At 72.2% G+C, this 21,569-nt stretch carries 18 protein-coding genes; 5 read left to right on the top strand and 13 right to left on the bottom strand.

The window, feature by feature from the left end; all coding sequences use genetic code 11:
- The first annotated feature begins 177 nt into the window (after positions 1–177).
- A complete protein-coding gene (locus H958_RS0117375) occupies positions 178–351 on the top strand; it encodes a CsbD family protein (RefSeq protein WP_028059602.1) in 174 nt (57 codons plus the stop codon).
- Positions 352–464: 113 nt separating this feature from the next.
- On the opposite strand, the gene H958_RS0117370 is transcribed toward H958_RS0117375, so the two are convergent.
- The 5 genes from H958_RS0117370 to H958_RS0117350 are packed head-to-tail and all read right to left on the bottom strand — an operon-like array spanning position 465 to position 6,970.
- Positions 465–1,553 carry a P1 family peptidase gene (locus H958_RS0117370; protein ID WP_028059601.1) on the bottom strand — a complete coding sequence of 363 codons (1,089 nt, stop codon included), beginning with the start codon at positions 1,551–1,553 and terminating at the stop codon, positions 465–467.
- Positions 1,550–3,019: an APC family permease gene (locus tag H958_RS38155; RefSeq protein ID WP_051324431.1), complete on the bottom strand. Its 1,470-nt coding sequence runs from the start codon at positions 3,017–3,019 to the stop codon at positions 1,550–1,552. The genes H958_RS0117370 and H958_RS38155 overlap by 4 nt, the downstream gene beginning before the upstream one ends.
- On the bottom strand, positions 3,016–3,984 hold the full coding sequence (locus tag H958_RS0117360; RefSeq protein ID WP_196807408.1) for an acetamidase/formamidase family protein: 969 nt from the start codon (positions 3,982–3,984) through the stop codon (positions 3,016–3,018). Before H958_RS0117360 ends, H958_RS38155 begins: the two co-directional genes overlap by 4 nt.
- The gene (locus tag H958_RS38150) at positions 3,963–5,270 is read right to left on the bottom strand and encodes an NAD(P)/FAD-dependent oxidoreductase (protein WP_051324430.1); all 1,308 of its coding nucleotides are present in this window, start codon (positions 5,268–5,270) and stop codon (positions 3,963–3,965) included. Before H958_RS38150 ends, H958_RS0117360 begins: the two co-directional genes overlap by 22 nt.
- A complete protein-coding gene (locus H958_RS0117350; RefSeq protein ID WP_028059599.1) occupies positions 5,267–6,970 on the bottom strand; it encodes a CocE/NonD family hydrolase in 1,704 nt (567 codons plus the stop codon). The genes H958_RS38150 and H958_RS0117350 overlap by 4 nt, the downstream gene beginning before the upstream one ends.
- A 154-nt stretch (positions 6,971–7,124) precedes the next feature.
- Here H958_RS0117350 and H958_RS0117345 point away from each other — a divergent pair, with 154 nt between their 5' ends.
- Positions 7,125–8,738: a helix-turn-helix domain-containing protein gene (locus tag H958_RS0117345; protein ID WP_028059598.1), complete on the top strand. Its 1,614-nt coding sequence runs from the start codon at positions 7,125–7,127 to the stop codon at positions 8,736–8,738.
- A 272-nt stretch (positions 8,739–9,010) separates the two neighbouring features.
- On the opposite strand, the gene H958_RS0117340 is transcribed toward H958_RS0117345, so the two are convergent.
- The 4 genes from H958_RS0117340 to H958_RS0117325 all read right to left on the bottom strand — a co-directional run bounded on the left by H958_RS0117340 (position 9,011) and on the right by H958_RS0117325 (position 13,245).
- Positions 9,011–9,406, bottom strand: a complete 396-nt coding sequence (locus tag H958_RS0117340) for a hypothetical protein (protein ID WP_156028038.1) — start codon at positions 9,404–9,406, stop codon at positions 9,011–9,013.
- Positions 9,407–9,592: 186 nt separating this feature from the next.
- Positions 9,593–11,305 (bottom strand): MOSC and FAD-binding oxidoreductase domain-containing protein, encoded by a 1,713-nt coding sequence (locus H958_RS0117335; RefSeq protein ID WP_028059596.1) that lies wholly within the window; start codon positions 11,303–11,305, stop codon positions 9,593–9,595.
- The gene (locus H958_RS0117330; RefSeq protein WP_231379281.1) at positions 11,302–11,667 is read right to left on the bottom strand and encodes a Na+/H+ antiporter NhaA; all 366 of its coding nucleotides are present in this window, start codon (positions 11,665–11,667) and stop codon (positions 11,302–11,304) included. The genes H958_RS0117335 and H958_RS0117330 overlap by 4 nt, the downstream gene beginning before the upstream one ends.
- Before the next feature lie 72 nt (positions 11,668–11,739).
- The gene (locus H958_RS0117325) at positions 11,740–13,245 is read right to left on the bottom strand and encodes an amidase (protein ID WP_028059594.1); all 1,506 of its coding nucleotides are present in this window, start codon (positions 13,243–13,245) and stop codon (positions 11,740–11,742) included.
- Between the two features lie 205 nt (positions 13,246–13,450).
- Here H958_RS0117325 and H958_RS0117320 point away from each other — a divergent pair, with 205 nt between their 5' ends.
- The 3 genes from H958_RS0117320 (at position 13,451) to H958_RS0117310 (ending at position 17,433) form a co-directional block, all read left to right on the top strand.
- Entirely contained in the window at positions 13,451–16,279 is a 2,829-nt protein-coding gene (locus H958_RS0117320) for a LuxR C-terminal-related transcriptional regulator (RefSeq protein ID WP_322090767.1), read from the top strand.
- Positions 16,280–16,380: 101 nt separating this feature from the next.
- The gene (locus H958_RS0117315; RefSeq protein WP_156028037.1) at positions 16,381–16,659 is read left to right on the top strand and encodes a hypothetical protein; all 279 of its coding nucleotides are present in this window, start codon (positions 16,381–16,383) and stop codon (positions 16,657–16,659) included.
- Positions 16,660–16,863: 204 nt separating this feature from the next.
- On the top strand, positions 16,864–17,433 hold the full coding sequence (locus H958_RS0117310; protein WP_081685987.1) for a BON domain-containing protein: 570 nt from the start codon (positions 16,864–16,866) through the stop codon (positions 17,431–17,433).
- A 19-nt stretch (positions 17,434–17,452) separates the two neighbouring features.
- Here H958_RS0117310 and H958_RS0117305 read toward each other — a convergent pair whose 3' ends face one another.
- The 4 genes from H958_RS0117305 to H958_RS0117290 are packed head-to-tail and all read right to left on the bottom strand — an operon-like array spanning position 17,453 to position 21,568.
- Positions 17,453–18,187, bottom strand: a complete 735-nt coding sequence (locus tag H958_RS0117305; protein WP_028059590.1) for a hypothetical protein — start codon at positions 18,185–18,187, stop codon at positions 17,453–17,455.
- Positions 18,184–19,104: a sugar phosphate isomerase/epimerase family protein gene (locus H958_RS38145; RefSeq protein ID WP_037410518.1), complete on the bottom strand. Its 921-nt coding sequence runs from the start codon at positions 19,102–19,104 to the stop codon at positions 18,184–18,186. The genes H958_RS0117305 and H958_RS38145 overlap by 4 nt, the downstream gene beginning before the upstream one ends.
- On the bottom strand, positions 19,101–20,618 hold the full coding sequence (locus H958_RS0117295) for a xylulokinase (protein WP_028059589.1): 1,518 nt from the start codon (positions 20,616–20,618) through the stop codon (positions 19,101–19,103). The genes H958_RS38145 and H958_RS0117295 overlap by 4 nt, the downstream gene beginning before the upstream one ends.
- Entirely contained in the window at positions 20,618–21,568 is a 951-nt protein-coding gene (locus H958_RS0117290; protein WP_028059588.1) for a metallophosphoesterase family protein, read from the bottom strand. The genes H958_RS0117295 and H958_RS0117290 overlap by 1 nt, the downstream gene beginning before the upstream one ends.
- Position 21,569: the final 1 nt, after the last annotated feature.

The raw sequence follows: 21,569 nt of genomic DNA, 5'->3' as shown, positions 1-21,569 counted from the left end.
CACAAGCACGTGCCGGCGCGGATCGAGCCCGTCGGCGGCTGAGTCACGGCCGCGCCGCGTCCTCGACGGTGACCGGGCTCCCAGCGGTCCCCGAACGCGTCCGTTCGTTGACGCAACCACTGGTCCGTGCCGGCTTTGGGTAGAGCAGGTCTGCACCGACGAAGAAAGGAGCAGATCATGGGCGACGGAAACGTCGACGACATGAAGGGCAAGGTCAAGAAGGCTGGGGGAGACCTCACGGGCAACAAGGGCCTCAAGCGCGAAGGGAAGGTCGACGAGGCCACCGGCACCGTGAAGGACAAGGTCGGGGACGCGGGCGACAAGGTCAAGGACGTCGTCAACAAGGACTGACCAGCCGCCGAGCACCGCTCGCCGCCCGCCCGGCCGGGCTCACGCCTGCAGCGCGGACCCGGCGGCGAGCCGGTGCTCCCCCACCTCGGCGAGCCGGCGCTGTGCACGAGCGATCAGAGCCCGATCCTAGGGCGCCGCAGGAGGGCAAGCGTCCGGTCGACCGGTAGCGCGTGCAGCACGCGGCCGTCGCGCCCGCTCAGCGTCTCGGCCGCCCATAGGGCGTTGAGCACGGCTTCCTCGGTCGCCTCGGCGACGGCCTCGAACACGAGGTCCAGCGGCGAGCCCTCGCGCCAGAACTGGCCCTCGACGATCGTCTCGACGGGGAAGCGCAGCCGCTCGGTCGAGCGCGGGATACGCCTCGCGGTCGAGAACGCGACGAACAGCTCGCCGCTGCCGTCGTTGGCCACCGCGCCGCCGCGCGCGAGCCCGAGCCCGATCCGCTTGGCAAGACGGCGCAGCTGCGCGGGATGCAGCGGCAGATCGGTGGCCAGGACGCCGATGCACGAGCCCTCGCGATGGTGCTCGGGCAGCAGGTCGCCCAGCTCGCGCCCGACCGGCACCCCGAGCACGTGCAGCTGCTCGCGCGTGCCGTGGTTGCAGAGCAGCAGCACGCCGACGGTGAACGGCTCGCCGCCCAGCTCGATGACGCGCGACGCGGTGCCGATCCCGCCCTTGAAGTCGAACAGCTGCATGCCGGTGCCCGCGCCGGTGTTGCCCTCCCGCACCGGCCCGGCGGTCGCGCTCGCGAGCGCGTCGCGAACGTCGGCCTCGACGACCCCGAAGGCGCGGTTGTCGCTCAGGAACCCGGCATCGCACTCACCGATCACCGGGATCAGCACGTCGACGTCGCCCACGCCGGGATCGGCCTCGCCGAGATGGCGGACCGTCGCCGTGTAGGCGATCCCGACGTGGGCCGTGTCGGTCAGCACGATCGGCGAGCCGAGCAGCCCCCACTCGTCGATCACGCGGCTCCCGGTGAGCTCGCCGTAGCCGTTGAGCGACTCGACCGCGGCATAGAGGCGCTCGCGGAACGGGTTGCCGGCGTGCGGCCAGATCGCCGTCACGCCGCTGCGCACGACCGGGTCGTCGCGGATCACCGTGGCGTGGCCCACCAGCACGCCCGCGACGTCGGTGATGGCATTCAGCGGGCCGGGCGCCAGCCGGCCCGCCACGACGCCGTCGTCTCGCGCGCGGCCCGTCACTTGCGGATCGTCACGGCTCCCTCGGCCTGCAGGACCGCCAGCTCGTGCTCGGGGCTCGTGTCCAGCTGCGCGAAGCGGCTGTGGTGGCGCAGATAGAGCCCGTAGTAGAGCGCGCCGAACACGAAGATGCCGAGCACGATCAGCAGGTCGCGATGCGTCTGCTTGCTGAGCGCGATCGCCACGCCGGCCAGCGCGATCAGCGGCGACGCCGGCCACAGCGGCATCCGGAACGGTCGCGGCAGCTCGCGCTGGCGCACCCGGCTCACGATCGCCGAGATCGCGATCAGCGCGTACAGCACGATGATCATCACCGCCGTCGAGGAGACCACCGACTGCAGGCTCGACCTCAGGCAGAGGATCGTCGCGCAGGCGCCGATGAACAGCGTCGCCACCCACGGCGCGCCGTTGGCGTTCAGGCGCGAGAGGCCGCGCGCGATCGGCCCCGGCCACGCCTGGTCGCGCGCCGTCGAGAACATGATGCGCGAGAACTGCAGCGTGATCGCCAGCGACGCGTTGAAGATCGCGATGATCGCCCCGACGGTCACGATGTCGACCACGGTCTTGCCGAACGCCGCGTCGATCACGTCGGTCAGCGGCGTCTCGGAGGAGATGATCGCGTGCAGGTCCTGCGCGCCGAAGATGCCGGCGATGAACGGCACGATCTCGCACACGATGCCGATCGTGGCCGCCGTCACGACCGCCTTGCCGATCTGCGCCGCGGACCCCTCGGTCTCCTCGGAGAAGTTGATCGCGCTGTCGTAGCCGTTGACCGAGAACAACGCCGTCGCCAGCGCCGTCACGATGGCGCCGGTCGCGACGCCCCTGAGCGCGCCGCCGTCGGCGATCACCGGGTGGGTGAGGATCGAGAGCGGCTGGTCGAGATGCAGCACGCCGGCGAGCAGCAGGATCACCATCACCGACAGCTCGAGCGCGAGGAAGAAGCCGGTGAGCACGGCGTTGAAGTTGATCTTCAGCAGCGCGAGCAGCGTGACCGAGACCATCACCACCACCGCCGCCAGCGTCGTGCTCACGCCCGAGACGAGCGAGTTGACGTAGACGCCGACGCCGATCGCGATGCTGGCCGGGAGGAAGATCGCCTGCCCGACGTAGAGCAGCATGCCGACGAAGCCGACCGGCTTGCCGATCACGCGCGTGACGATCGAGTACAGGCCGCCCGCGCTCGGGAACATCGAGCCGAGCTCGCCCATGCACAGCGCGACGTTGAAGGCCAGGAAGCAGCCGATCAGGTAGGCCCAGATCGAGCCCGTGCCGGCCGTCGCGATCACCACCGGCCCGACCACCAGCAGCGAAGCGGTCGGCGTGATGTCCGAGACGGTCAGCGCGATGTTGCCGAGGAAGTTCAGGCCGCGGTTGAGCTGCTGGTCGTAGCCCATCGAGTGCAGCAGCGACTCGCCCTCCACCTGCGTGTCGGCGGAGTGGTCGATGTGGGGATGTGGCTCGGTCATGCGCGGTCTCCGAACACCGATCGGGGGAGGGTGAAGCCGACGTTCCAGACGCCGGCGTCGACGATCTCGAGGATCTTCAGGTCGCCGGCGAGGCTGCAGAGCACGTAGGCGTCCTCGCGGGCGAGCCCGTGCTCCTGGTTGACGAGCTCGATCATGCCGCGGACCGCCTCCTTGGCGCCCTGCATCAACTCGCCGTGGATGCCCATCGTGCCGTAGTAGCCCCCGGCGTCGGTCCGCGGCGTGAGCGGGCCGTCGAGGATGAAGCGCGGCGTCGAGATCGCCTGGCGGCGCACGCCGATGCGCAGGGTGGCGCGCATGTCGGTCTCGATCGCGGCCACGCACACCTCGCCGTCGCCCTGCGCCGCGTGCGGATCGCCGCACGAGAACAGCGCGCCGTCGCAGAACACGGGCAGCAGCAGCGTGGTGCCCTCCTTGAGGTGGCGCGTGTCGACGTTCCCTCCGCCCTTGTGCGGCGGGAACGGCGTCGCCTGCTCGATGTCGTCGGGCAGCACGCCCATCGTGCCGAGGAACGGCTCGACCGGGATCCTGACGCCGGGGACGAGCTCGGTCGTGTCGCCCTGCGTGAGGTCGAAGTAGCGCATGTACGGGTCGGGGAAGTCCTCCGGCAGCAGGCCGAGGTCCGGCAGCACCGAGCACCAGCCCCACGAGCCCGTCTGGAGCTCGAGGATCTCGACCTCGAGCGCGTCGCCGGGCCGCGCGCCCTCGACGTGGATCGGCCCGAGCAGGTTGTAGAGCGTGTCGAAGTCGAACGCGGCCTGCTCGTAGGGCCAGCCGTACCCGACCTGGCCATGGCCGGCCATCTTGATGTCGAAGTGGACGATGTCGCCCGGCTCGATCCGCAAGGTCGGCTCCAGCGCCGCGTCCCAGGCGTGATGGATCCGGTCGGGATCGATGACGTGCTCCCGCGCCATCCGGTCGGGGTCTATGACGTGCTCTCGAGCCATTGGGCCCTCCTCGTGGTCGTCGTACGGCGGCCGTGCAGCGCACGATTGTCGAATCGCGCGACCGAGAAAGGCGTGAGATCCAGCCCGGCGCGTCCGCTCAGCACGGCCGGGGCGAGGATCTCCGCCGTCGCGGGGGCGAGCGTGATGCCGAGCATCGCGTGCCCGGTCGCGACGTGCAGGCCGTCGTGACCCGGCACCGGGCCGATCGCGGGAAGCCCGTCGGGGAGCAGCGGCCGCATGCCCGCCCAGCCGGCGCGGCCGGGGTTGGACCTCCAGCCCTCGAGGTAACGCATGCCGGCGTCGTCGAGCGCGCGCAGGCGGCGGTCGTCGACGTGCACGTCGCGGCTGCCCAGCTCGAGCGTGCCGGCGAAGCGCAGCCCGCCGTCGTAGGGGCTCACGCCGACCTTCGCCTCGAGCAGGTACAGCGGTCGCAGCGGGCGGACGGGCGGCGCGGGATCGGTGAAGCTATAGCCCTTCGCGCCCTCGAGCGGGAGCGTGATGCCGAGCGGGGCGAGCAGCCGGCCGGTCGCGGCCCCCGTCGCGATGACGACGCGCTCGCAGCGCAGGGTCTCGCCGGCGAGCCGCACCGCCCAGCCCTCGCCGTCGCGCTCGACGCGGTCCACGTGCGCGTGCTCGCGGACGGCGGCGCCGCGGGCGCGCAGGTGCGCTGCCAGCCCGGAGGTAACCGTCTCGGGCCGGACGTGGCGCTCGTCGGCGACGAGTATCCCGCCGGCCACGCCGGCCGCGAGCGCCGGCTCCAGGGCGAGCGTCGCGGCGGCATCGAGCGGCTCGACGCGCCCGCCGTATCCGAGCGCCTGCTGGTCGCGCAGCGCCGCGAGCTCGGCGGCGAGCTCCTCCTCCGTGTGCGCGACGAACAGCAGCCCGTCGGCGTGCATCTCGAACTCGACGCCCTCGTCGCGGAGCGCGTCGTAGGCCCCGAGCGCGCGGGCGCCGAGCGCGACCAGCGCGGCCATGCCGGCGCTGTAGCGCCGCGGCGAGGTGCTGCGCCAGAAGTCATAGGACCAGCGCAGGAAGCTCGGCCGCAGGGTCGGCCGCACGAGCAGCGGGCTCGCAGGGTCGAGCATCCAGCGCAGCGCCTGCGGGACGGTCCCGGGCGCGGGCACCGGGTTGGAGATGCCGGGCGTGATCCAGCCGGCGTTGCCGGCCGAGGCCTGCGCGCCGGCGGCGCCGGACTCGAGCACCAGCGCGCTCGCGCCCCGGCGTACGAGCGCCTCAGCGACGCACAGTCCGACGGCGCCGCCGCCGATGACGATGACGTCGGTCATCGGCGGGCCACCAGCAGGCGCGTCGCGTCCGGCCCGAGGTGGACGACGTTGCGCGCGACGCGCGGCTCGGCCTGGTCCCGGATCGGGCCGAAGCGGTTCATGCTGCGGGCGAACCACGGGAACTCCGCCGAGGTGACGGTCAACCGCAGCCGGTGGCCCGGCTTGAACGTGTGCAGGACCGGCGTGAGCTCGACGCGGTAGCGGACGGGCTCGCCGGCCGGCACGGGCGCCGGCGTCTGGAGCGAGTCCCGGTAGGACGCCCGCAGGCAGCCGCCCGCGACGCGCAGCGAGCGTCCGTCGGGCGTGACGTCGGCAAGGTTCGCGAACCAGTCGGTGTCGTCGCCGTCGGTGCTCGCCAGCAGCTCGAGGAACGACCAGCCGTAGATCGTCAGCGGCTGCTCGAGCGGCGCGCCGGTGAAGCTCAGGACGTCGTCGCGGCGCACCAGCGGGTCGAGGTCGAGCGGCGGCTCCCAGATCGCCTCGACGTCGAAGTCGTACGTCGGCGGATCCTCGGGGTCGTATCGGTAGTCGCGCTGCCCGCCGGCGGGCGGCGCGTCGAGCAGCTCGCCGCCGGCGGCGGGGTAGAGCGCGTGCTCGGCCGTCCCGGCGCGCCAGCGCGCCGGAGCCTCCCAGCCGTCGGCGCCGGTGTTGAACAGCCGCAGCCGCGGCTCGGCATCCACGCCGTTGTCGTCGCCGCGCAGGAAGCGGTCGAAGAAGCGCAGGTGGACCGTGTGCATGTCGACGCTCGCCTGGCGGTCGTAGGTCTCGCCGCCGTACTCGTTGCTCGGCCAGCGGCACGACGTGTGGCTCCAGGGCCCGACCAGCAGCCACTGGCGGTCGGCCGCGGGCGACGCGGCGATCATGTGCTCGTAGTGGTGGAAGGCGCCCTGGAGGTCCTCCCGGTCGTGCCATCCGGTGACGTGCAGGACCGGCACGTCGAGCTCGTCGTAGCGGTCGTCCCAGCGCAGGCCCTGCCAGAGCTCGTCGAGCGTGTCGTGGTCGAGCATGTCGCGCCAGGTCCTTCCCGCGGGCTCGATCAGCCGCTCGATGTCGTCGACGGGCAGCGTGCGCAGCGCCGCGTGCACGTCGAAGCTCGCGTTGCCGAGCAGCCGGCGCTCGACGGCCGCCACCCAGTTGGCGAAGTAGAGCTGGAAGCAGCCGTACGTGTACGGGATCTCCTGCATCCAGCGGCCGGCGGCGGACGTCGAGACGATCGCCTTCAGGTGCGGCGGCCGCTGCGACGCGGTCGCCCACGTGATCCAGCCGCCGTAGCTGAGGCCGCTGACGCCGATCGCGCCCGTGCACCAGGGCTGCGCGGCGACCCACTCGACGACGTCGTGGCCGTCCTCGGCGTCGTGGACGAAGGCGCGGAACTCGCCCTCGGACTTCCCGCGCCCGCGGACGTCGTAGACGACCGCGACGTATCCGTTGCGCTGGTAGATCTCGCCCTCCAGCGCGTTCAGCGCGCGATTGGACTTGTCGTACGGCGTGCCGAACACGACCGCGGGAGCCGGCCGCCGGGCGCCGGCCGGCAGGTAGACGTCGGCAGCGAGGTGGATGCCGTCGCGCATCGGGATCCCGGCCTCGAGCACGTGCGGCGCGTCCTCCTCCACGGAGGCGGCGGCGTCAAAGGCGGCGCGCAGCGGAACGCCGGACGGCGGCGCGCCGAACAGCTCGCTCGACTCCTCGTGAACGGCCATGCTCAACTCCCTCGGCGCGGCGAGCGCGCCTCACTCGACCCCAGTGACCTCCTGGCAAGTGTGAAATCGCCGTTGCAGCGATGCAATGTCAAGTGGGACGAAACTGTCGCGCGAGAATTGTCGGGATCTACGAACCGGCGCTAGGGTTGGGGCGATGGCGGACGGACGTCCAGCGACGGGCCGGCCGGCGCTCGGCGATGTGATCGCCAGCCTCGGCCCCGAGGTGCTGCGCACGGTGCACCTCCCGCGCGGGCGGGCGGCCGGCGTGAGCGACGTCCTGCTGTTCGACGCGACCGACCCCCAGTCGGTGCGCGCCGACGCGATCGTGCTCGCGCTCGGGTTGAGCGCCACCGCGGGCGACGCGTTCGCGCTCGTCGACAGCGCGGCCCGCCAGGGTGCCGCGGCCGTGGTCCTGCGGATGGACGGCGAGCTCCCGGAGCGGCTCGTCGCCGTGGCGGAGGCGCTCGAGCTGGGGCTGCTGGCGATCTCGCCGGAGACGAGCTGGGGCCAGCTGTACTCGTTCCTGCGCACCGCGCTGGCGAGCGCCGGGACGGCGGGTCGCGCCGAGGTCGCGGGCGTGCCGGTCGGCGACCTGTTCGCGCTGGCCGACGCGATCGCCGCCGCGGTCGGCGGCGCCGTGACGATCGAGGACCCGCAGTGGCGGGTGCTGGCGTACTCCAACCTCGGCCACCCGATCGACGACGCGCGCCGAGACACGATCCTCGGGCGGATGCCGCCAGTCCCATGGCAGCGGCGGATCGAGGAGACGGGCGTCGGCCGCGCGCTGCGCTTCGGCACCGGCGTGGCGCGGCTCGAGGGCGGGCTGGCGCCGCGGCTGGCGGCGCCGGTGCGCGCCGGCGGCGAGCTGCTCGGCTCGATCTGGGTCGCGCAGGGGCACGAGGAGCTCGGCGCCACGGCCGAGGACGAGCTGGCCCGGATCGCCGAGCGCGCCACCGTCCACCTCCTCAGCCACCGCGCCTCGGACGACATCAAGCGGCGGATGCGGGGCACGTTCGTCCGCGAGGTGCTCGAGGGCCGGCTCGGTCCGCAGGCCGAGCGCGACGTCGTCAGCGCCCGCGGCCCGCTGACGGTCCTGGCCTTCCAGCCGGAGCCGCAATCCGCCGACCCGCGGCTCGCGAACCCCGAGCGGATCCTCAGCATCGTCAGCCTCTACAGCGAGAACGCGCACCCGGACGCGATGTGCGCGCTGATCGACGACCGCTTCTGGGCGCTCGTGCCGCTGCCGGGCGGGAACGAGGACGAGCGCAGCATCGAGCTGGCCGAGAAGATCATCCGCGGCGTCGAGAGCGTCACGCCGGTCCGGCTCAGCGCAGGCATCGGCGTCTCAGTCGCCACGGTCGCCGAGGTGCCGCGCTCGCGCCGGGCGGCCGAGCAGGCCTTGCGCGTGCGCGCACAGCGCGGCGGCCATGCGCGGGTCGTCCACATCGGCCACGTGCGCGCGCACGCCGTGCTGCTCGACCTGCTCGATCTCGCGTCCGAGCACCCCGGCCTGCGCGAGGGCAGGCTCGGCGACCTGCTCGCGGCCGATCCCGACCACGCGGCCCAGCATCGCGAGACGCTGCGGGCCTACCTCGACTGCTCGGGCAACGTCGCGAAGGCGGCCGACCGTCTGGGCGTCCATCCCAACACGCTCCGCTACCGCGTGCGGCGCGTCCTCGAGCTCTCCCGGCTGGACCTCGACGACCCCGACGAGCGGCTGATCACCGAGCTCCAGCTGCGGATGGCGAGCCCGGCCGGCGGGCCTTGATCTCCGGGGCCGCGCCGGCGTCCGGCGCCGCTCTCCGCGCGCCGGCGCGGTCTTCGCGTGCGGCGGCTCCTCGGGGCCGCCGAACTGCGCTGGTTCGGGAGTCGGTCCGTTTGCCTGCGCGGTTCGCGAGGCCGTGTGATCGTTCGAGTGCGAGATCGGCGAACTGCGCGGGAAGGGATGCGGGTCTTCGCCGATCCGGCAACGCACCCGCGAGGTGCGCGCGGCGCCCCGACCGCCGGGCATCACGGTCAGGGCGCCCCGGGCGATCGCGATCAGCCGCCGTTGTGCGCGCCCGCGAGCGCGTGCGCGCCGACGCCGACCTTCTTCACCGCCTCGCTGTACATCGCCATCTGGCGGCCGACCCCTTCGCCGACCACCGCGGGCACGACGCCGAAGTTCTCGACGATCAGGCTCGCGTCGATGGTCGCGCGGCGGAACTCCTCGTCGTTCTGCAGCGCAGCGCACTGGTCCGCGCTGCCGTGGACCATGAAGAACCCGCCGAGGTCACCGCCATGCGGATCGAGCAGCGCCACCTCCATCCCCTCGATCCGCCCGTCGGACCGCATGCGCCCGAACATGTCGACGACCTCGTTGAAGACCTCCACCGCGCGCTCCTCGCGACCGCGGACGGGGGCTCCGAACCCGATGAACAACGCCCGATCAGCCACGACGCTCCTTCCTGCTGCTGGCGATCCGAACCTCTCAGAACCGCGCGCGCGGCGCAAGCCGGCGCCCATGACGCATCCGCGACCGGTTCCGGGGGATCATGACCCCGGGAAGGAATGCCGCGCTGGGTGGTCACGCAAGTCGTTCGGTGCGCTCTTGCGGCGATGCGACCATGACCGGGAGAGGTCTTAGAGGTCGAGCGTAAGCTCGGACGAGGGCCGGCTGCAGCAGACGAGGATCCGGCCGTCGGGAGGCGCCTCCAGCGGGTCGGGGCTGTAGTCGACCTCGCCCGCGAGCAGGCCGCTTTCGCAGTTGTGGCAGACGCCGTTGCGGCAGCCGAACCCGACGGGGACGTCGCAGGCCTCGGCGAAGTCGAGCAGGCTGGAGTAGCGGTGGTCCCAGGCGGCGGTGACGTTGCTGCGTACGAAGGTGATGACCGGGCCTGTGCCGGGTGGGCCGTCGGGTGGATGCGGCGGGCGGTCGCCGGCTTTGACGATGCCGGAGGCGTGGATGGGGACTGAGCCGAAGGTCTCGGTGGCCACGCGCTCGGGCGGGACACCGCGGGCGGTGAGCGCGGCGCCGATGGCGCGCATGAAGGCGTCGGGGCCACAGAGGTAGTAGTCGGCGTCCTTCGGGACGCCGGCGTGCTCGAGCACGGCGAGGTCGAGTCGCCCGACGAGGTCGCAGTCGGTCTCCCCGGCGCCGGGACGGCTGTAGGCGACGACGCGGTGGCTGTCGGGGAGCGCGGCGAGGAGCGCGTCGGTCTCGCCGCCGAAGGCGTGCTCGTCGTGGTTGCGCGCGCCGTGCAGCCACCAGACCGTGCGCGTCGTGTGCCTGCGGGCGAGCGCGTGGAGCATCGCGAGGACCGGGGTGGCGCCGACGCCGGCGCTGATCAGCACGACCGGGCGGCTCCCGTCGCGCAGGACGAAGCTGCCGCGCGGGGCGGCGCCGTCGAGCAGGTCGCCGACCACGACGTGGTCATGGAGGTAGCGGCTGCCGGCCCCTTCGCGCTTGACGCTGATCCGGTAGCCGTGCTCATCCGGGAGGCCGGACAGCGAGTAGCTGCGGATCAGCGGCGGCGCGCCGGCGTCCGGTCGCAGGCGAAGCGTGAGGTACTGCCCGGCATTCGCCTTCGGACTGGGCGCCGCGTCGCCGGCCGGTACGAGCCGGAACGAGGTGACCGTGGTGCTCTCGCGACGGATCTCCGCGACACGGAGCGGCCGGAACCCGGGCCAGGCGGGCGCGGGTGCCTCGGAGCCCTTGGCGAGCAGCTCGCGGAAGCTGCCCTTCCAGCCCTCGCTCAGCGCCGGCACGCGCAGCGCGCGTTCGAGCTGCGTACGCGACTTGCCGGGCAGGTAGAGCAGCGCGTCGATCTGCGCGACCGTCAGACGTTCCCGCCCGTCGGCGGCTTTCACGATCGCGTCGCCGGCCTCCACCGATCCCTCTTCGAGCACGCGGAAGTAGAAGCCCGGGCGGTGGTGGGCGACCAGCAGCGTCGGCATCGCCGGGTTCTCCATGCGGATGCCGACGCGGTAGCAGGTCACGCGCGGCTGGGTGACCTCGAACAGCGCGCCGCCGATGCGGTAGCGGTCGCCGATGCAGACCTCGTCATCGGCGAGGCCGTCGACGGTGAAGTTCTCGCCGAACTGCCCGTAGGTGAAGTCGTCGCGACCGAGCTCGCGCTTCCAGTAGGCGTAGGAATCGATCTGATAGATGAAGACGGCGCGGTGCTCGCCACCGTGCGCGAGCCGGTCGGCCTGGTCGTCGCCGTCGATGTTGATCCGCCGCACCATCTGCGGACCGTTCACCGGCTCCTTCCAGATCGCCGTGCGGACCGTCTTGCCCTGCCAGGTCACCTCGCGCGGGTGCCCGACATTGACCGACAGCAGCCGCCCGCTCATCGCGCCGGGCAGGGCGACGTGACGACACGGCGGGCGCCGCGCCTGACGCGGGCGGTACGACGCGGTGCGAGAGCCGCGACCGCCAGCGCCGGTGCGAGCAGCGCGACGCCCGTGAGGACCGACAGGGGTGTCAGCGCGGCGGTGGAGTCGCCGCGGGCGGGGGACTGGCGGGCCGCGATCGCACGCATGGACAGCAGGAGCGTAAGCGAGCCGGCCGCGACGATCACTGCCGCGGCGTCGAGATTACCCGGGTAGACGAGGCTCACGACGAGCAGGGCGACAACGTCGTCGACGACCAGGAGCGTGAGCATGTACACGCGCAGCCGCGCGGCACGCGGGGCGGCGATGGCCAATGCGCCCACCGCAAGCGCGGTGTCGGTGGAGATCGCGACGCCCCAGCCGCCGCTCGACTCATCTGACCGCGCGGCCCGCGATCAATGCGTCGCCGGCTGCTGGAGGGAAGCGGTCACCGCCCGTGCTGATCGGTAGGTGTCGCGCCACGGTCTGATCCGCTCGATGGCGGCGCTGGCGGCGAGGACGTCGGCGTCGGCGTAGCGGCGGCCGATCAGCTGCATGCCGACCGGGAGTCCGTCGATCATGCCGGCAGGGATGGAGGCGGCGGGGTGGCCGGAGAAGTTGACGGGGTACGTGAGACACCACCCGATCAGCGGGTCGACCGCGACGTCGCCGATGCGGCTGGGTCCCTTCGTGTTGCCGTCGGCGGCGTTCTCCACGGGCAGACACGCCAGGGTCGGTGTGACGAGGAGGTCGTGATCGGCGAGCACCCCCTGGATGGCGTCGTAGATCTCGGTCCTGATCTCCTCGTCGCGCATCAGCTGCGGGGTTCGCAGCTCGTAGCCGGCGTCGATCCAGCGCAGGTACTCGGGCGGAAAGTCGTCGCGATGGTCGGCCAGAAGGTCGAGCCCGTTGCGCTTGAAGGTCTCGAAGGTCGCCACGTTGATCGGGGTGATCAGGCGGCACCAGAGGTCGCTGAGCTCGCGCTGGTCGTGCGTGATCCCGAGCCGGACCTCCTCGACGTGCGCGCCTGCCAGTTCGAACGCGCGCACGGCTTCGGCGACGACGCCGGCGACCGCGGGATCGACCGGGAAGACGTCGAAGGCCGGGCTGTACGCAATCCTCCAGCCGCTGATCGGCTGCCTCACGGCCGGCAGGAGGTCGGCGCGCTCATCGAGTGAAAAGGGATCGCGCGGGTCGTAGCCGGAGATCGCGTCGATCACGAGGGCGGCATCCTCCACGGTGCGTGTGATCGCTCCTTCGAACAGGAACGGGTGCAGCCCCGTGAACGCGTTCGGTCGTGCGATGTACGGCACGCGCCCGAACGACTGCTTGTAGCCGTACACGCCGCACCACGCGGCGGGGATGCGCACCGATCCGCCGCCGTCCGTGCCCTCGGCGACGGTGAGGAGGCCGGCGGCAACCGCCGCAGCGCTGCCGCCCGACGATCCGCCGGTGTTGCGCACGGGGTCGAATGGGTTGCGGGTGGGGCCGAACAGGGGGTTGTCGCAAGTGCCGCGGAAGCCCATCACCGGGCTATTGGTCTTGCCGAGGATAATCGCCCCGGCCTGCTCCATCCGCTCGGCCCAGGCACAGTAGAAGTCCGGGACATAGTCCTTGAGCGCGCGCACGCCGCCGAAGGTGCTCGGCCAGCCGGGCTTGAAGTCGAAGAGGTCCTTCATCGCCGTCGGCACCCCGTGAAGCGGCCCGAGCTTCGCCCCGGACGACACCTCCCGCTCCGCCGCCTGCGCCCGTTCCCGCGCCTCCTCGAAGGCGAGGTGCACGAACGCGTTCAGGCGCTCGTTGTCGGCCTCGATCGCGGCGATCGTGGCATCCATCACCTCCACCGGCGAGACGTCGCGAGTCCTGATCCGGTGGGCGAGCTCCACCGTCGTCGCATCGAAGATCTCGTGCTGTAGCGCCATCACGGCCTCACGATCCGGAATTCACCACGCCACGTCGCCTCGGGAAGCAACATCTCGAGATGCGTCTGCGGGCTGATCAGCGCCGGCCCGGCGCCGGCGCATGGATCCGCCCGAGCGTATCCCGCTCGCCTCGGCGCCGCTGCCGCCGCCCAGCGTCGCGTCGGCTTGGTGACCAGTGGAGCGGCGGTCCGCGGCCGCAGAGGCGATGTGGCCGCAGAGCTCGCCACCCGATGGCGCCGAGGAGGCGCTGCGTGCCGCACGTCCACCGGGTCGTAGAGCAGCTTTCGCCCGGCTCACGAGCAGGTGTGCTGCGCGCGTGCCGCCGCCAGCGTCAAGGCGCGAGATGACACGAGCGGATGGAGCGGTGACACCGGCGCGCGGCCGACCGCACGCTTCGGACCAGTCGTCTCCGAGGCAGGCGCTGGTCTACCGCCGGCGGCTGTTCAAACGGCTGTCAGGGCCGCCCGTGACCGGGGTCGTGCTGGTCTGCGGCCACCCGGGCAGCGGCAAGTCGACGCTGTTGCGCACGTGGGTCGAGGCGGAGGAGCTCGGCGATCGAGTGGCGTGGGTGTCGGTCGAGCGCGGCGAACGCGATGGGCAGCACTTCTGGCTGGCCCTGATCGAGGCGTTGGCGCGTACGGTCGGCGGAGATCGCTTGGTGGAGCCCCTCAGCCCGGCGCCGAGCTTCCGCGGCCGCGCGGTCGTCGAGCGACTGCTGGCCGAGCTCGATGCGCTCGAGGACCCGATCCTGCTGATCATCGACAACCTGCACCAGCTCGACTCGGCCGACGCCCTCGAGTGCCTGGAGCTGCTCCTGGAGCGCCTTCCGCCCAAGCTGCGGGTGGTGCTGGCCACGCGCGTCGAGCCGCGGCTCGGGTTGCACCGTCTGCGTGTGGCAGGTGGGCTGACGGAGATTCGGCGTGCGGATCTGGCCTTCTCGGCCGACGAGACGCGCGACCTGCTCGAGGCGGCTGGGCTCACCCTCTCAGACGCCGCCGCGGAGTCGCTGCACCATCGAACTGAGGGGTGGGCCGCCGGAGTGCGGCTCGCGGTGATCGCACTCGCCGAGCATCCGGACCCTGAGCGGTTCGTCGCTGAATTCTGCGGGAGCGAGCGCACCGTCGCCGGATACCTGATGGCGGAAGTGCTCGAGCAGCAGCCCCCAGAGGTGCGCGACCTGCTGTTGCGGACCTCGCTGCTGGAGCGCGTCAGCGGCCCATTGGCTGACTTCCTCACCGGCGGCTCGCGCTCTGAGCAGATCCTGCAAAGCCTCGAGGACGCCAACGCGTTCATCATCTCAGTCGACACCGGCCGGACCTGGTTCCGCTACTGCCACTTGTTCGCCGAGCTGCTGCAGTTCGAGCTCCGGCGAACCGCTCCGACGATCATCAGCTCGCTGCACCGCGCGGCGGCGCGGTGGTTCGAGCAGCGCGGGTACGTCGTCGAGGCGATTCGCCACGCGCAGGCGGCCGGCGACTGGCCGCATGCCAGCCGCCTGCTCGCCGAGCACACGTTCGATCTCATCCTGGACGGTCGCCTGGCGACGATGCGCGTGCTGCTTGCCGCCTTTCCGGCCGACACGCACGCGACCGATCCGGTGCTCGCCATCGCGTCCGCCGCGGGCGCGATATCAGATGGCCTGTTCGAGGACGGGCATGTCTACATCGGCCAGGCGCTCCGGCTCGCTACGACGGTGCCCGCCAAGCGCAGGCGGCGCTTCGACCTTCTCCTGGCCAGCCTGCGACTGTGGCTCGCTTCCTCGCAAGGTGACATGGAAGCCGTGTTGGAGGGGAGGCGATCGCTCGAGGCGGCATTGACCGCGCCGACGCCGGGCGAGCTTGCCCGCGACAAGGATCTCCACGCTACGGCGCTGATGCATCTCGGCACGGCCGAGCTGTGGTTGTCGCGCTTGGACGATTCGCGCTGCCACCTCGAGCGAGCGCTCGCACTGGCGCGCCGGATCCGACGACCGTATCTGCAGATCGGCTGTCTCGGTCGCCTCGGCATCGCATCTCTGCTTTCCGGGTCACGGCTCTCCGTCGTGATCGAGCTCGCCGATGAGGCGGTGACCACAGCGGAGGCGCACGGATGGGGCGATGATCCGGTCCTCTGCGCCGCTTTTGTCGCACGTGCCGCCGCACTCGTGTGGATGGGTCGCTTCGAGGAGGCCGAGCGGTCGCTGGCCCGCCGGCAGTGCACACTCCCAGCGGACGGCGAGCCAGGTCTCGCGTTCGCCCTCGACTACGGCCGGGGGCTGCTGCGCCTCGGGCAGGGCCGCGTCGAGGACGCCATGGCGGCGTTCACCGCCGCTGAGAGAACACAGAGGCTGCTCGCGGGCGAGCATGCGCTCAGTGAAGAACTGAGGAGCCGGCTGGTGCAGACGCACGCTCGGCTTGGGGACACCGTGGCCGCGCGCGCCGCTCTCGCGGGCGTAGCTCCACGGTTTCGCGACCGGACGGCAATCCGGGTCGCCGAGGCAGCGATCTTCCTGGCGGAGGGCAGTCCTGACGCTGCCGTCGACGTCCTCGCACCGGCATTCCAGCGCCCGGAGGAGCCGAATCGCCTCGGATGGGCACGGATTCAGGCGCAGCTGTACGAGGCCGTCGCGCGCAAGCGGCTCGGCGACTCGCGCGCCGCGGAGGCCGCGTTCGATCGGGCGCTCGAGCTTGCGGGTCCGGGGCGGATCATCCTGCCCTTCGTGCTCCCGCTCGCGCGAGAGCTGCTGAACGACCACGTTCGGCATCGCACCGCCCACCCCGAGTTGCTTGCACCGGTGCTCGACGTGCTCGCCAGATCCTCGCCGCCACCCCGCGGCCAGGCGGAGCGTCTTCCGGACGAGCTCAGCCCCGCCGAACGACGCGTGCTCACCTATCTGCCCAGCGACCTCACAGCCGGCGAAATCGCCTCCGAGCTGTACCTCTCGGCCAATACGGTCCGGACCCACCTCCGCCACATCTACGCAAAGCTGGACGCGCACACTCGCAGCCAAGCCGTCGCACGCGCACGGGAACGCGGGCTCCTCGTACCGCGTTGACCCAGCCGAGGCAGCACACCCCTCTGGCCGCCGCCAATCACCAACTCGGATCACACGCGTGTGTGATGACCGCTCACCCTCACAGAGCCGACCATGCCCGCATGGCTATTCGAGACATGTTCCCGGGCTCTCCGGTCCTCGCTCCGCTGCCCTTGGCGATCGATGAGCTGATCGAGGAGATGCTCGACTACTACGCCGAGTGGCGCCAGGAAGCGGCGGCCGTCGACGAGATGTACCGGTACTGGTGCGCCGCGCCCATCGCCGAACGCGATCGCTGCTTCGTCGGCTACAACGCGGCGCTGGACCAGGAGCAGTCGGCCGCGATGATGTACGCCGTCGTCGCCGAGGAGGTGCGCGCGGTGCTGCAGCGCTCCTACTGACGTGGGGGAGCGGTGGGCGTCCCGGTCGGTCGCGTGGTCGGCGTTCCGGCCGGGACGCCGCTTCAGACGGCGAACCACGGCGACGAGGAGCTGCTCGTCTATGCGTATGGCCATCCGCCCGGGGACACCAACGCAGAGGGGCGATGGCGCGCCAGGCCCGCGGGGCGTACCGTTTGTCGGAGCAGACGACGAGGAGGTAGCCGGATGACCGTCAATGCTGCGCGAGTGCCGCTCGCCCGGCGGCGCGCCCGCAGGCGCGCCGACTCGCCGAGCATGCCGTGGGTGCTCGCCGTCGCGACCGCGGGCGGCGTCGCGCTCGGAGCGCTGCTCGAGTACTTCCTCGACCCGAATGGAGGCCGTCGCCGCCGCCACACGGTGCGCGACCGGGCGGTGTCACGGCTGCGTCGCACCGAGCGGCGCACCGCGCGGCGCGCCCGACACGCGGAATCGAATGCCGTCGGTGTGGTCAAGCGCGCGCTCAACGCGTGCCGCGGGCATGACGAGCCGCTCGACGACATCACGCTCGCTCACAAGGTCGAGAGCGAGCTGTTCCGCCGGGCGGAGATGCCGAAGGGCAAGATCGCGATCAACGCCGAGGACGGCGTGGTGTTCCTACGCGGCGTCATCGAGCGCGAGGAGGACATCACGCGCGTCGTGACGGCCGCGCGGCATCTCAACGGCGTCCGCGGCGTGGAGAACCTGCTCCATCTGCCCGGCACACCGGCCCCGCCGAGCCGGCCGAAGCTGCTGCGCGAGCGCGACGGCGGGGACTGACCGCTCGGCACGGGTGAATTCACCCGCGCGCCTCCTCCGGCTCCTCGTACCAGCGGGCGCGCTCGCCGACGCGGGCGCGCATCTTCCACTTCGCGCTCTTCGGCGCGGCGTGGAGCGCGGCGGAGATCGCCTCCGCCCGGGTGACGATCCGCTCCGCCGCGGCGCGCTCGAGATCGAAGTCGCCGATCCGCTCGGTCAGCGTCGCGATCGTGCGGTGGATCGTGTGCTCGAAGCCCCAGTCCGCGCGGGTCACCTCGAGGATCCGCGCCAGGTCGATGCCCGAGGCGTCGAGGTCGTGGTCGAGCAGGAGGGCGCAGATGTCGCGCAGGTCCTTCGCGTTGATGCTCACGACCTGCAGCTTCGTGAGCAACAGGTCGGCGAGCGGGAGCGTGGGCGCGTCGAGGGTCAGCCGGTCGCGGAGGTCGAGCGCGTGCGCCATCGCGAAGCGGTCCAGGAGCACGTCGACCGGAAGATCGCGCCGCGGGTCGCGGAAATTCAGGCGCGAGGCGCCGTGGAGCGCGTTGAACATCCGGTCGGGCTCGTATCCCCGCGCCTCGAGGAACGCCACGATCGCCTTACGGTCACGTGCGCGGCCGATCAGGTCGATGTCGCCGTAGGCGCGCGCGAGCGGCACCGTGCGCGCGCTCGGGCAGCGGACCCAGACCGCGACGCCGCCGATCAGCCGCAGCGCGATGTTGGCCGCGGCAGCCTCCTCCGCGATCGACCGACCCAGCTCGGGGACGTCCACGGTCATGCGTCCGAGCCTATGCTGCGGAGCGCATCACGCCAATGGGCGACGCTGGCCCGGAGGTCGGTGAGGAGCGCGCGGTCGTCCTGCTCGAACGGCGGGATGACCTCGAGGATCAGCTCCACCTCGGCGGCGCCGGACGCCTCGATCGCGTCCAGGACGCGAGCCGCCTCGATGCGGCCCCGCGCGTTGTACTCCGGCGTGAACGGCCAGTGGTGGTCGCCCTCGGCGTCGCTCTGCTGCAGATGGACGACGGGCGCCCGCGTCCCGAGCCGGCGCAGCCACGCGTAGGGGTCGCGCTCATCCCCGCTCGTGCCGGGAACGCAGTGATGGCCGACGTCGAGGCACAGCTCGATCGGGACATGGGCCCGCCCGCCCGTGCTGAGGAGGCGCTCGATCTCGCCGATCGTCGAGGGCTCCCGCGCGGACGCCATGTTCTCGACGAGAAGCGCATCGAGTCCCGCGGCGCGGGCCGTCGTCGCGAGCGCGTGCAGCGTGTCGGCGAGCTCCTCCCAGAGCGCTTCACGCCGCACAGGGTCGCCGTGGTCGGCCGTCGACAGGCTGCCGACATGCCCGCCGGCCCGGCGGGCGCCCGCGAGCGCGCTGAACGCGATCACGCGCTCGTACCAGTCGACCGCCCGGCGCCGCGCCGCCGGGTCCGGATGGAGCAGCAGCGAGGTCGAATAGGCGATCAGACCGGTGAACGTGGACGACAGCTCGAGGCCGGCGGCTCCACAGGCGCCGCGCACGTCGGCGGCCTGCGCCGCCACGGCCGCCTCGCCGGCATCGAGGTCGACCAGGTCGAGCGAGTGCTGCACCAGGTCGAGCCCGAGCTCGTCGGCGGCGATGCGCGCCCATTCCTCCGGCCGCGGCCACCGCTTGACCGCGAAGCAGGTGTTGATCCCGAGCCGGTAGGACGTCATCGCGCATCGGCCCGGATCGGGGTGCGCACGGTGTCGGAGCCGCGGACCTCGCTCCACCATGCGAAGCGGGCGAGCAGCGCCTCGCGGCCTCGCGGAGCCGGCTCGAAGCGAGCCGCGCGTGCCAGTCCCGCTGCGATCGCCGTCTCGGCCTCGCGCCGCCATCCCGCCGTGGACGCGGCGAGGAGCGCCACGCCGATCGGCGACGTGTCGTCATCGAGATGGGCCACCGGCACCCCAAGGGCGTCGGCCTTGATGGCGCCGAGCGACGGCAGCCGCGCCCCGCCGCCGGCCACGCGCAGCTCCTCGCACGGCGAGCCGGCGGCGACGAGGATCGCGATCGTCTCGGCGACGCCGAAAGCCACACCCTCGAGCACCGCGTAGGCGAGCTCCTCGCGGCCGTGCCGGTCGGAGAGCCCGACGACCGCGGCGCGCAGGCGGACGTCATCGCGTTCACCGTCGCCGAGATAGGGCAGGAAGACAGGCGCTGCGTCGAGCGGGTCGCCGGCCGAGCCGTCGCGCAGCCGGTCGTGGACGGATCGCGCGGCCCGCTCCAGGGCCGCGTAGTCGTCGAACCCGAACCGGCCGAGGGCCCACTGCACGGCGCGACCCGTGGTGTTGAGGCCCAGCTCCGTCGAGAAGACGTCGGGGATGACATGGCTGTAATGGGTCACGCGCCGGTCGGCGAGCGGCGCCGCGACGACCGAGTTCAGGCATGACGACGAGCCGGCCATCTCGCTGACGGGACCCGGTGCCGTCACCCCGCTCCCGAAGGCCGCACACTGGCTGTCGGCCGCCCCGATCACCACCGGGCATCCGGCCGGGACGCCGGTTCGCCGGGCGACGGCCGGAGTCACCTCGCCGGGCTGCGCCCACGGGGCGAGCACGCCGGGGAAGACGGAGGCCTCCAGCGAGCACGCGTCGAGCAGCGCGCCGGCCCAGTCACGCGCGCGAAGGTCGAAGAAGACCGTCGCGTTCGCGTGGGTCTCGTCGGTCGCGATGGTCCCGGTCAGGGCGTGCAGCACGATGTCGCGCGGCTGCATGAAGCGCTCCGTGGCGGCGAAGACCGCCGGCTCGTGCGCGCGGAGCCAGAGTACCTTCGGCCCGACGTGGAACGCCTCGGCCACGTGCCCCGTGCGCGCGTGCATCTCAGCTTCGCCGATCCTCGTGCGCATCTCCGCGGCCTCCGCGGTCGCGCGGTTGTCGCGGTAGAGCATCCCCGGTCCGACGGGCTCGCCTCTGCCATTCATCGGCGCCACCGTCGGGCACTGACCCGTCAGGCCGATCGCCTCGATCCGCACGCCCGGGCCGAGGGCACGCGCCAGCTCGGCAAGGCTCTCGAGCGCGCGCTCGCGCCAGTCGACGGGGTTCTGCTCCGCCCAACCGGGGCGCGGCGCCGCAAGCGGGTAGGGACGGCGGACTTCGTGCACCAGACGGCCGTCCAGGGAGACGGCGCAGGCGCGCGCGCCCGTCGTGCCCGCGTCGATGGCGACGAACACGGCGCCGTCGGGATCCATCAGCCGCGGACCAGTTGGTGGGACTTGAGCTTGTCCTTCGAGAGCGTCATCAGGACGCCGTTGAGCGCGCCGGTCCCGTAGTCGCTGCCGGGGTTCACGGCCATGGTGCGGCCGAGTCGGCGGAATCCCGCCGACTCGTGCACGTGGCCGTGCAGGCTGGCGATCGGCTGATAGCGCTCGATCGCGTCGCGTACGGCGGTGCTGCCGACCGGGCCGAGCTTGACCTGACCCGCCTGCTGGCGCACGGTGAACTGCTCGTCGAGCATCGGGGCGTCGTCGAGCCCGGTGCCGTAGGGAGGTGGATGCGCGTTGAACACGGCGCGGCCGGGATCGGCGGCCCCGGCGAAGAGCTCGTCGTAGTGACTCGCGAGCTCCTCCTCGGTCAGCTCGCGGAAGCTGTCCCAGGGCGTGTGGTTCGAGTACCCGTAGGAGACGAGCACGTACTCGCCGAGGTCCAGGACGCGACCCTCGGCGTGCGTGCCCCAGGGTGCGCGCTCGAAGACTTCGGCCAGCGCCGGGGGGTCGTCGTTGCCGAGCATCCAGTAGGCCGGGATGCCGCGCGGGCGCAGCCGCTCGTCGGCCAGCTCCATCCACTCCTCGAGCCGCCGGCGCATCAGCGCGTCGAGGATCTCGTCCACGGTCCCGTCGGCCACCCGGGCGTCGAGCTCACCCGGCTGGCAGCGCCACGGGTAGTAGCCGAGGTCGGAGATCATGCGCTCCACGCGGGCGAGCTCCTCGCCGTCCTCGATCGTGTGGGTGGTCCCGCGGAACACGGTTCGGAAGCGCCCGCCGCCGAGGTCGTCGATCGCCTGGATCGCCTTGCCGGCCACGTCGCCGCCGAGGATCATGACGTCAGGCCCGTACGCCGCTCCCGCGTTGAGGAACTTGCGGAAGCACTGCTCCGAGCCGTGGATGTCGGTGGCGAAGTAGAGCTTGGTCTTCGACGCCATC

The organism is Candidatus Solirubrobacter pratensis, assembly GCF_000425945.1.
GTDB classification, from domain to species: Bacteria; Actinomycetota; Thermoleophilia; order Solirubrobacterales; family Solirubrobacteraceae; genus Solirubrobacter; species Solirubrobacter pratensis.
This window is presented reverse-complemented; position numbering and strand designations above follow the sequence as displayed.

What these genes read in the sequence shown, in the direction of transcription:
- H958_RS0117290 (WP_028059588.1), bottom strand. Translation starts at nt 21,568, where the DNA reads ATGGCGTCGAAGACCAAGCTCTACTTCGCCACCGACATCCACGGCTCG.
- H958_RS38150 (WP_051324430.1), bottom strand. Translation starts at nt 5,270, where the DNA reads ATGACCGACGTCATCGTCATCGGCGGCGGCGCCGTCGGACTGTGCGTC.
- H958_RS38145 (WP_037410518.1), bottom strand. Translation starts at nt 19,104, where the DNA reads ATGACGTCCTACCGGCTCGGGATCAACACCTGCTTCGCGGTCAAGCGG.
- H958_RS0117310 (WP_081685987.1), top strand. Translation starts at nt 16,864, where the DNA reads ATGACCGTCAATGCTGCGCGAGTGCCGCTCGCCCGGCGGCGCGCCCGC.
- H958_RS0117360 (WP_196807408.1), bottom strand. Translation starts at nt 3,984, where the DNA reads ATGGCTCGAGAGCACGTCATAGACCCCGACCGGATGGCGCGGGAGCAC.
- H958_RS0117350 (WP_028059599.1), bottom strand. Translation starts at nt 6,970, where the DNA reads ATGGCCGTTCACGAGGAGTCGAGCGAGCTGTTCGGCGCGCCGCCGTCC.
- H958_RS0117295 (WP_028059589.1), bottom strand. Translation starts at nt 20,618, where the DNA reads ATGGATCCCGACGGCGCCGTGTTCGTCGCCATCGACGCGGGCACGACG.
- H958_RS0117345 (WP_028059598.1), top strand. Translation starts at nt 7,125, where the DNA reads ATGGCGGACGGACGTCCAGCGACGGGCCGGCCGGCGCTCGGCGATGTG.
- H958_RS0117325 (WP_028059594.1), bottom strand. Translation starts at nt 13,245, where the DNA reads ATGGCGCTACAGCACGAGATCTTCGATGCGACGACGGTGGAGCTCGCC.
- H958_RS0117375 (WP_028059602.1), top strand. Translation starts at nt 178, where the DNA reads ATGGGCGACGGAAACGTCGACGACATGAAGGGCAAGGTCAAGAAGGCT.
- H958_RS0117335 (WP_028059596.1), bottom strand. Translation starts at nt 11,305, where the DNA reads ATGAGCGGGCGGCTGCTGTCGGTCAATGTCGGGCACCCGCGCGAGGTG.
- H958_RS0117305 (WP_028059590.1), bottom strand. Translation starts at nt 18,187, where the DNA reads ATGACCGTGGACGTCCCCGAGCTGGGTCGGTCGATCGCGGAGGAGGCT.
- H958_RS0117315 (WP_156028037.1), top strand. Translation starts at nt 16,381, where the DNA reads ATGGCTATTCGAGACATGTTCCCGGGCTCTCCGGTCCTCGCTCCGCTG.
- H958_RS0117320 (WP_322090767.1), top strand. Translation starts at nt 13,451, where the DNA reads ATGTGGCCGCAGAGCTCGCCACCCGATGGCGCCGAGGAGGCGCTGCGT.
- H958_RS38155 (WP_051324431.1), bottom strand. Translation starts at nt 3,019, where the DNA reads ATGACCGAGCCACATCCCCACATCGACCACTCCGCCGACACGCAGGTG.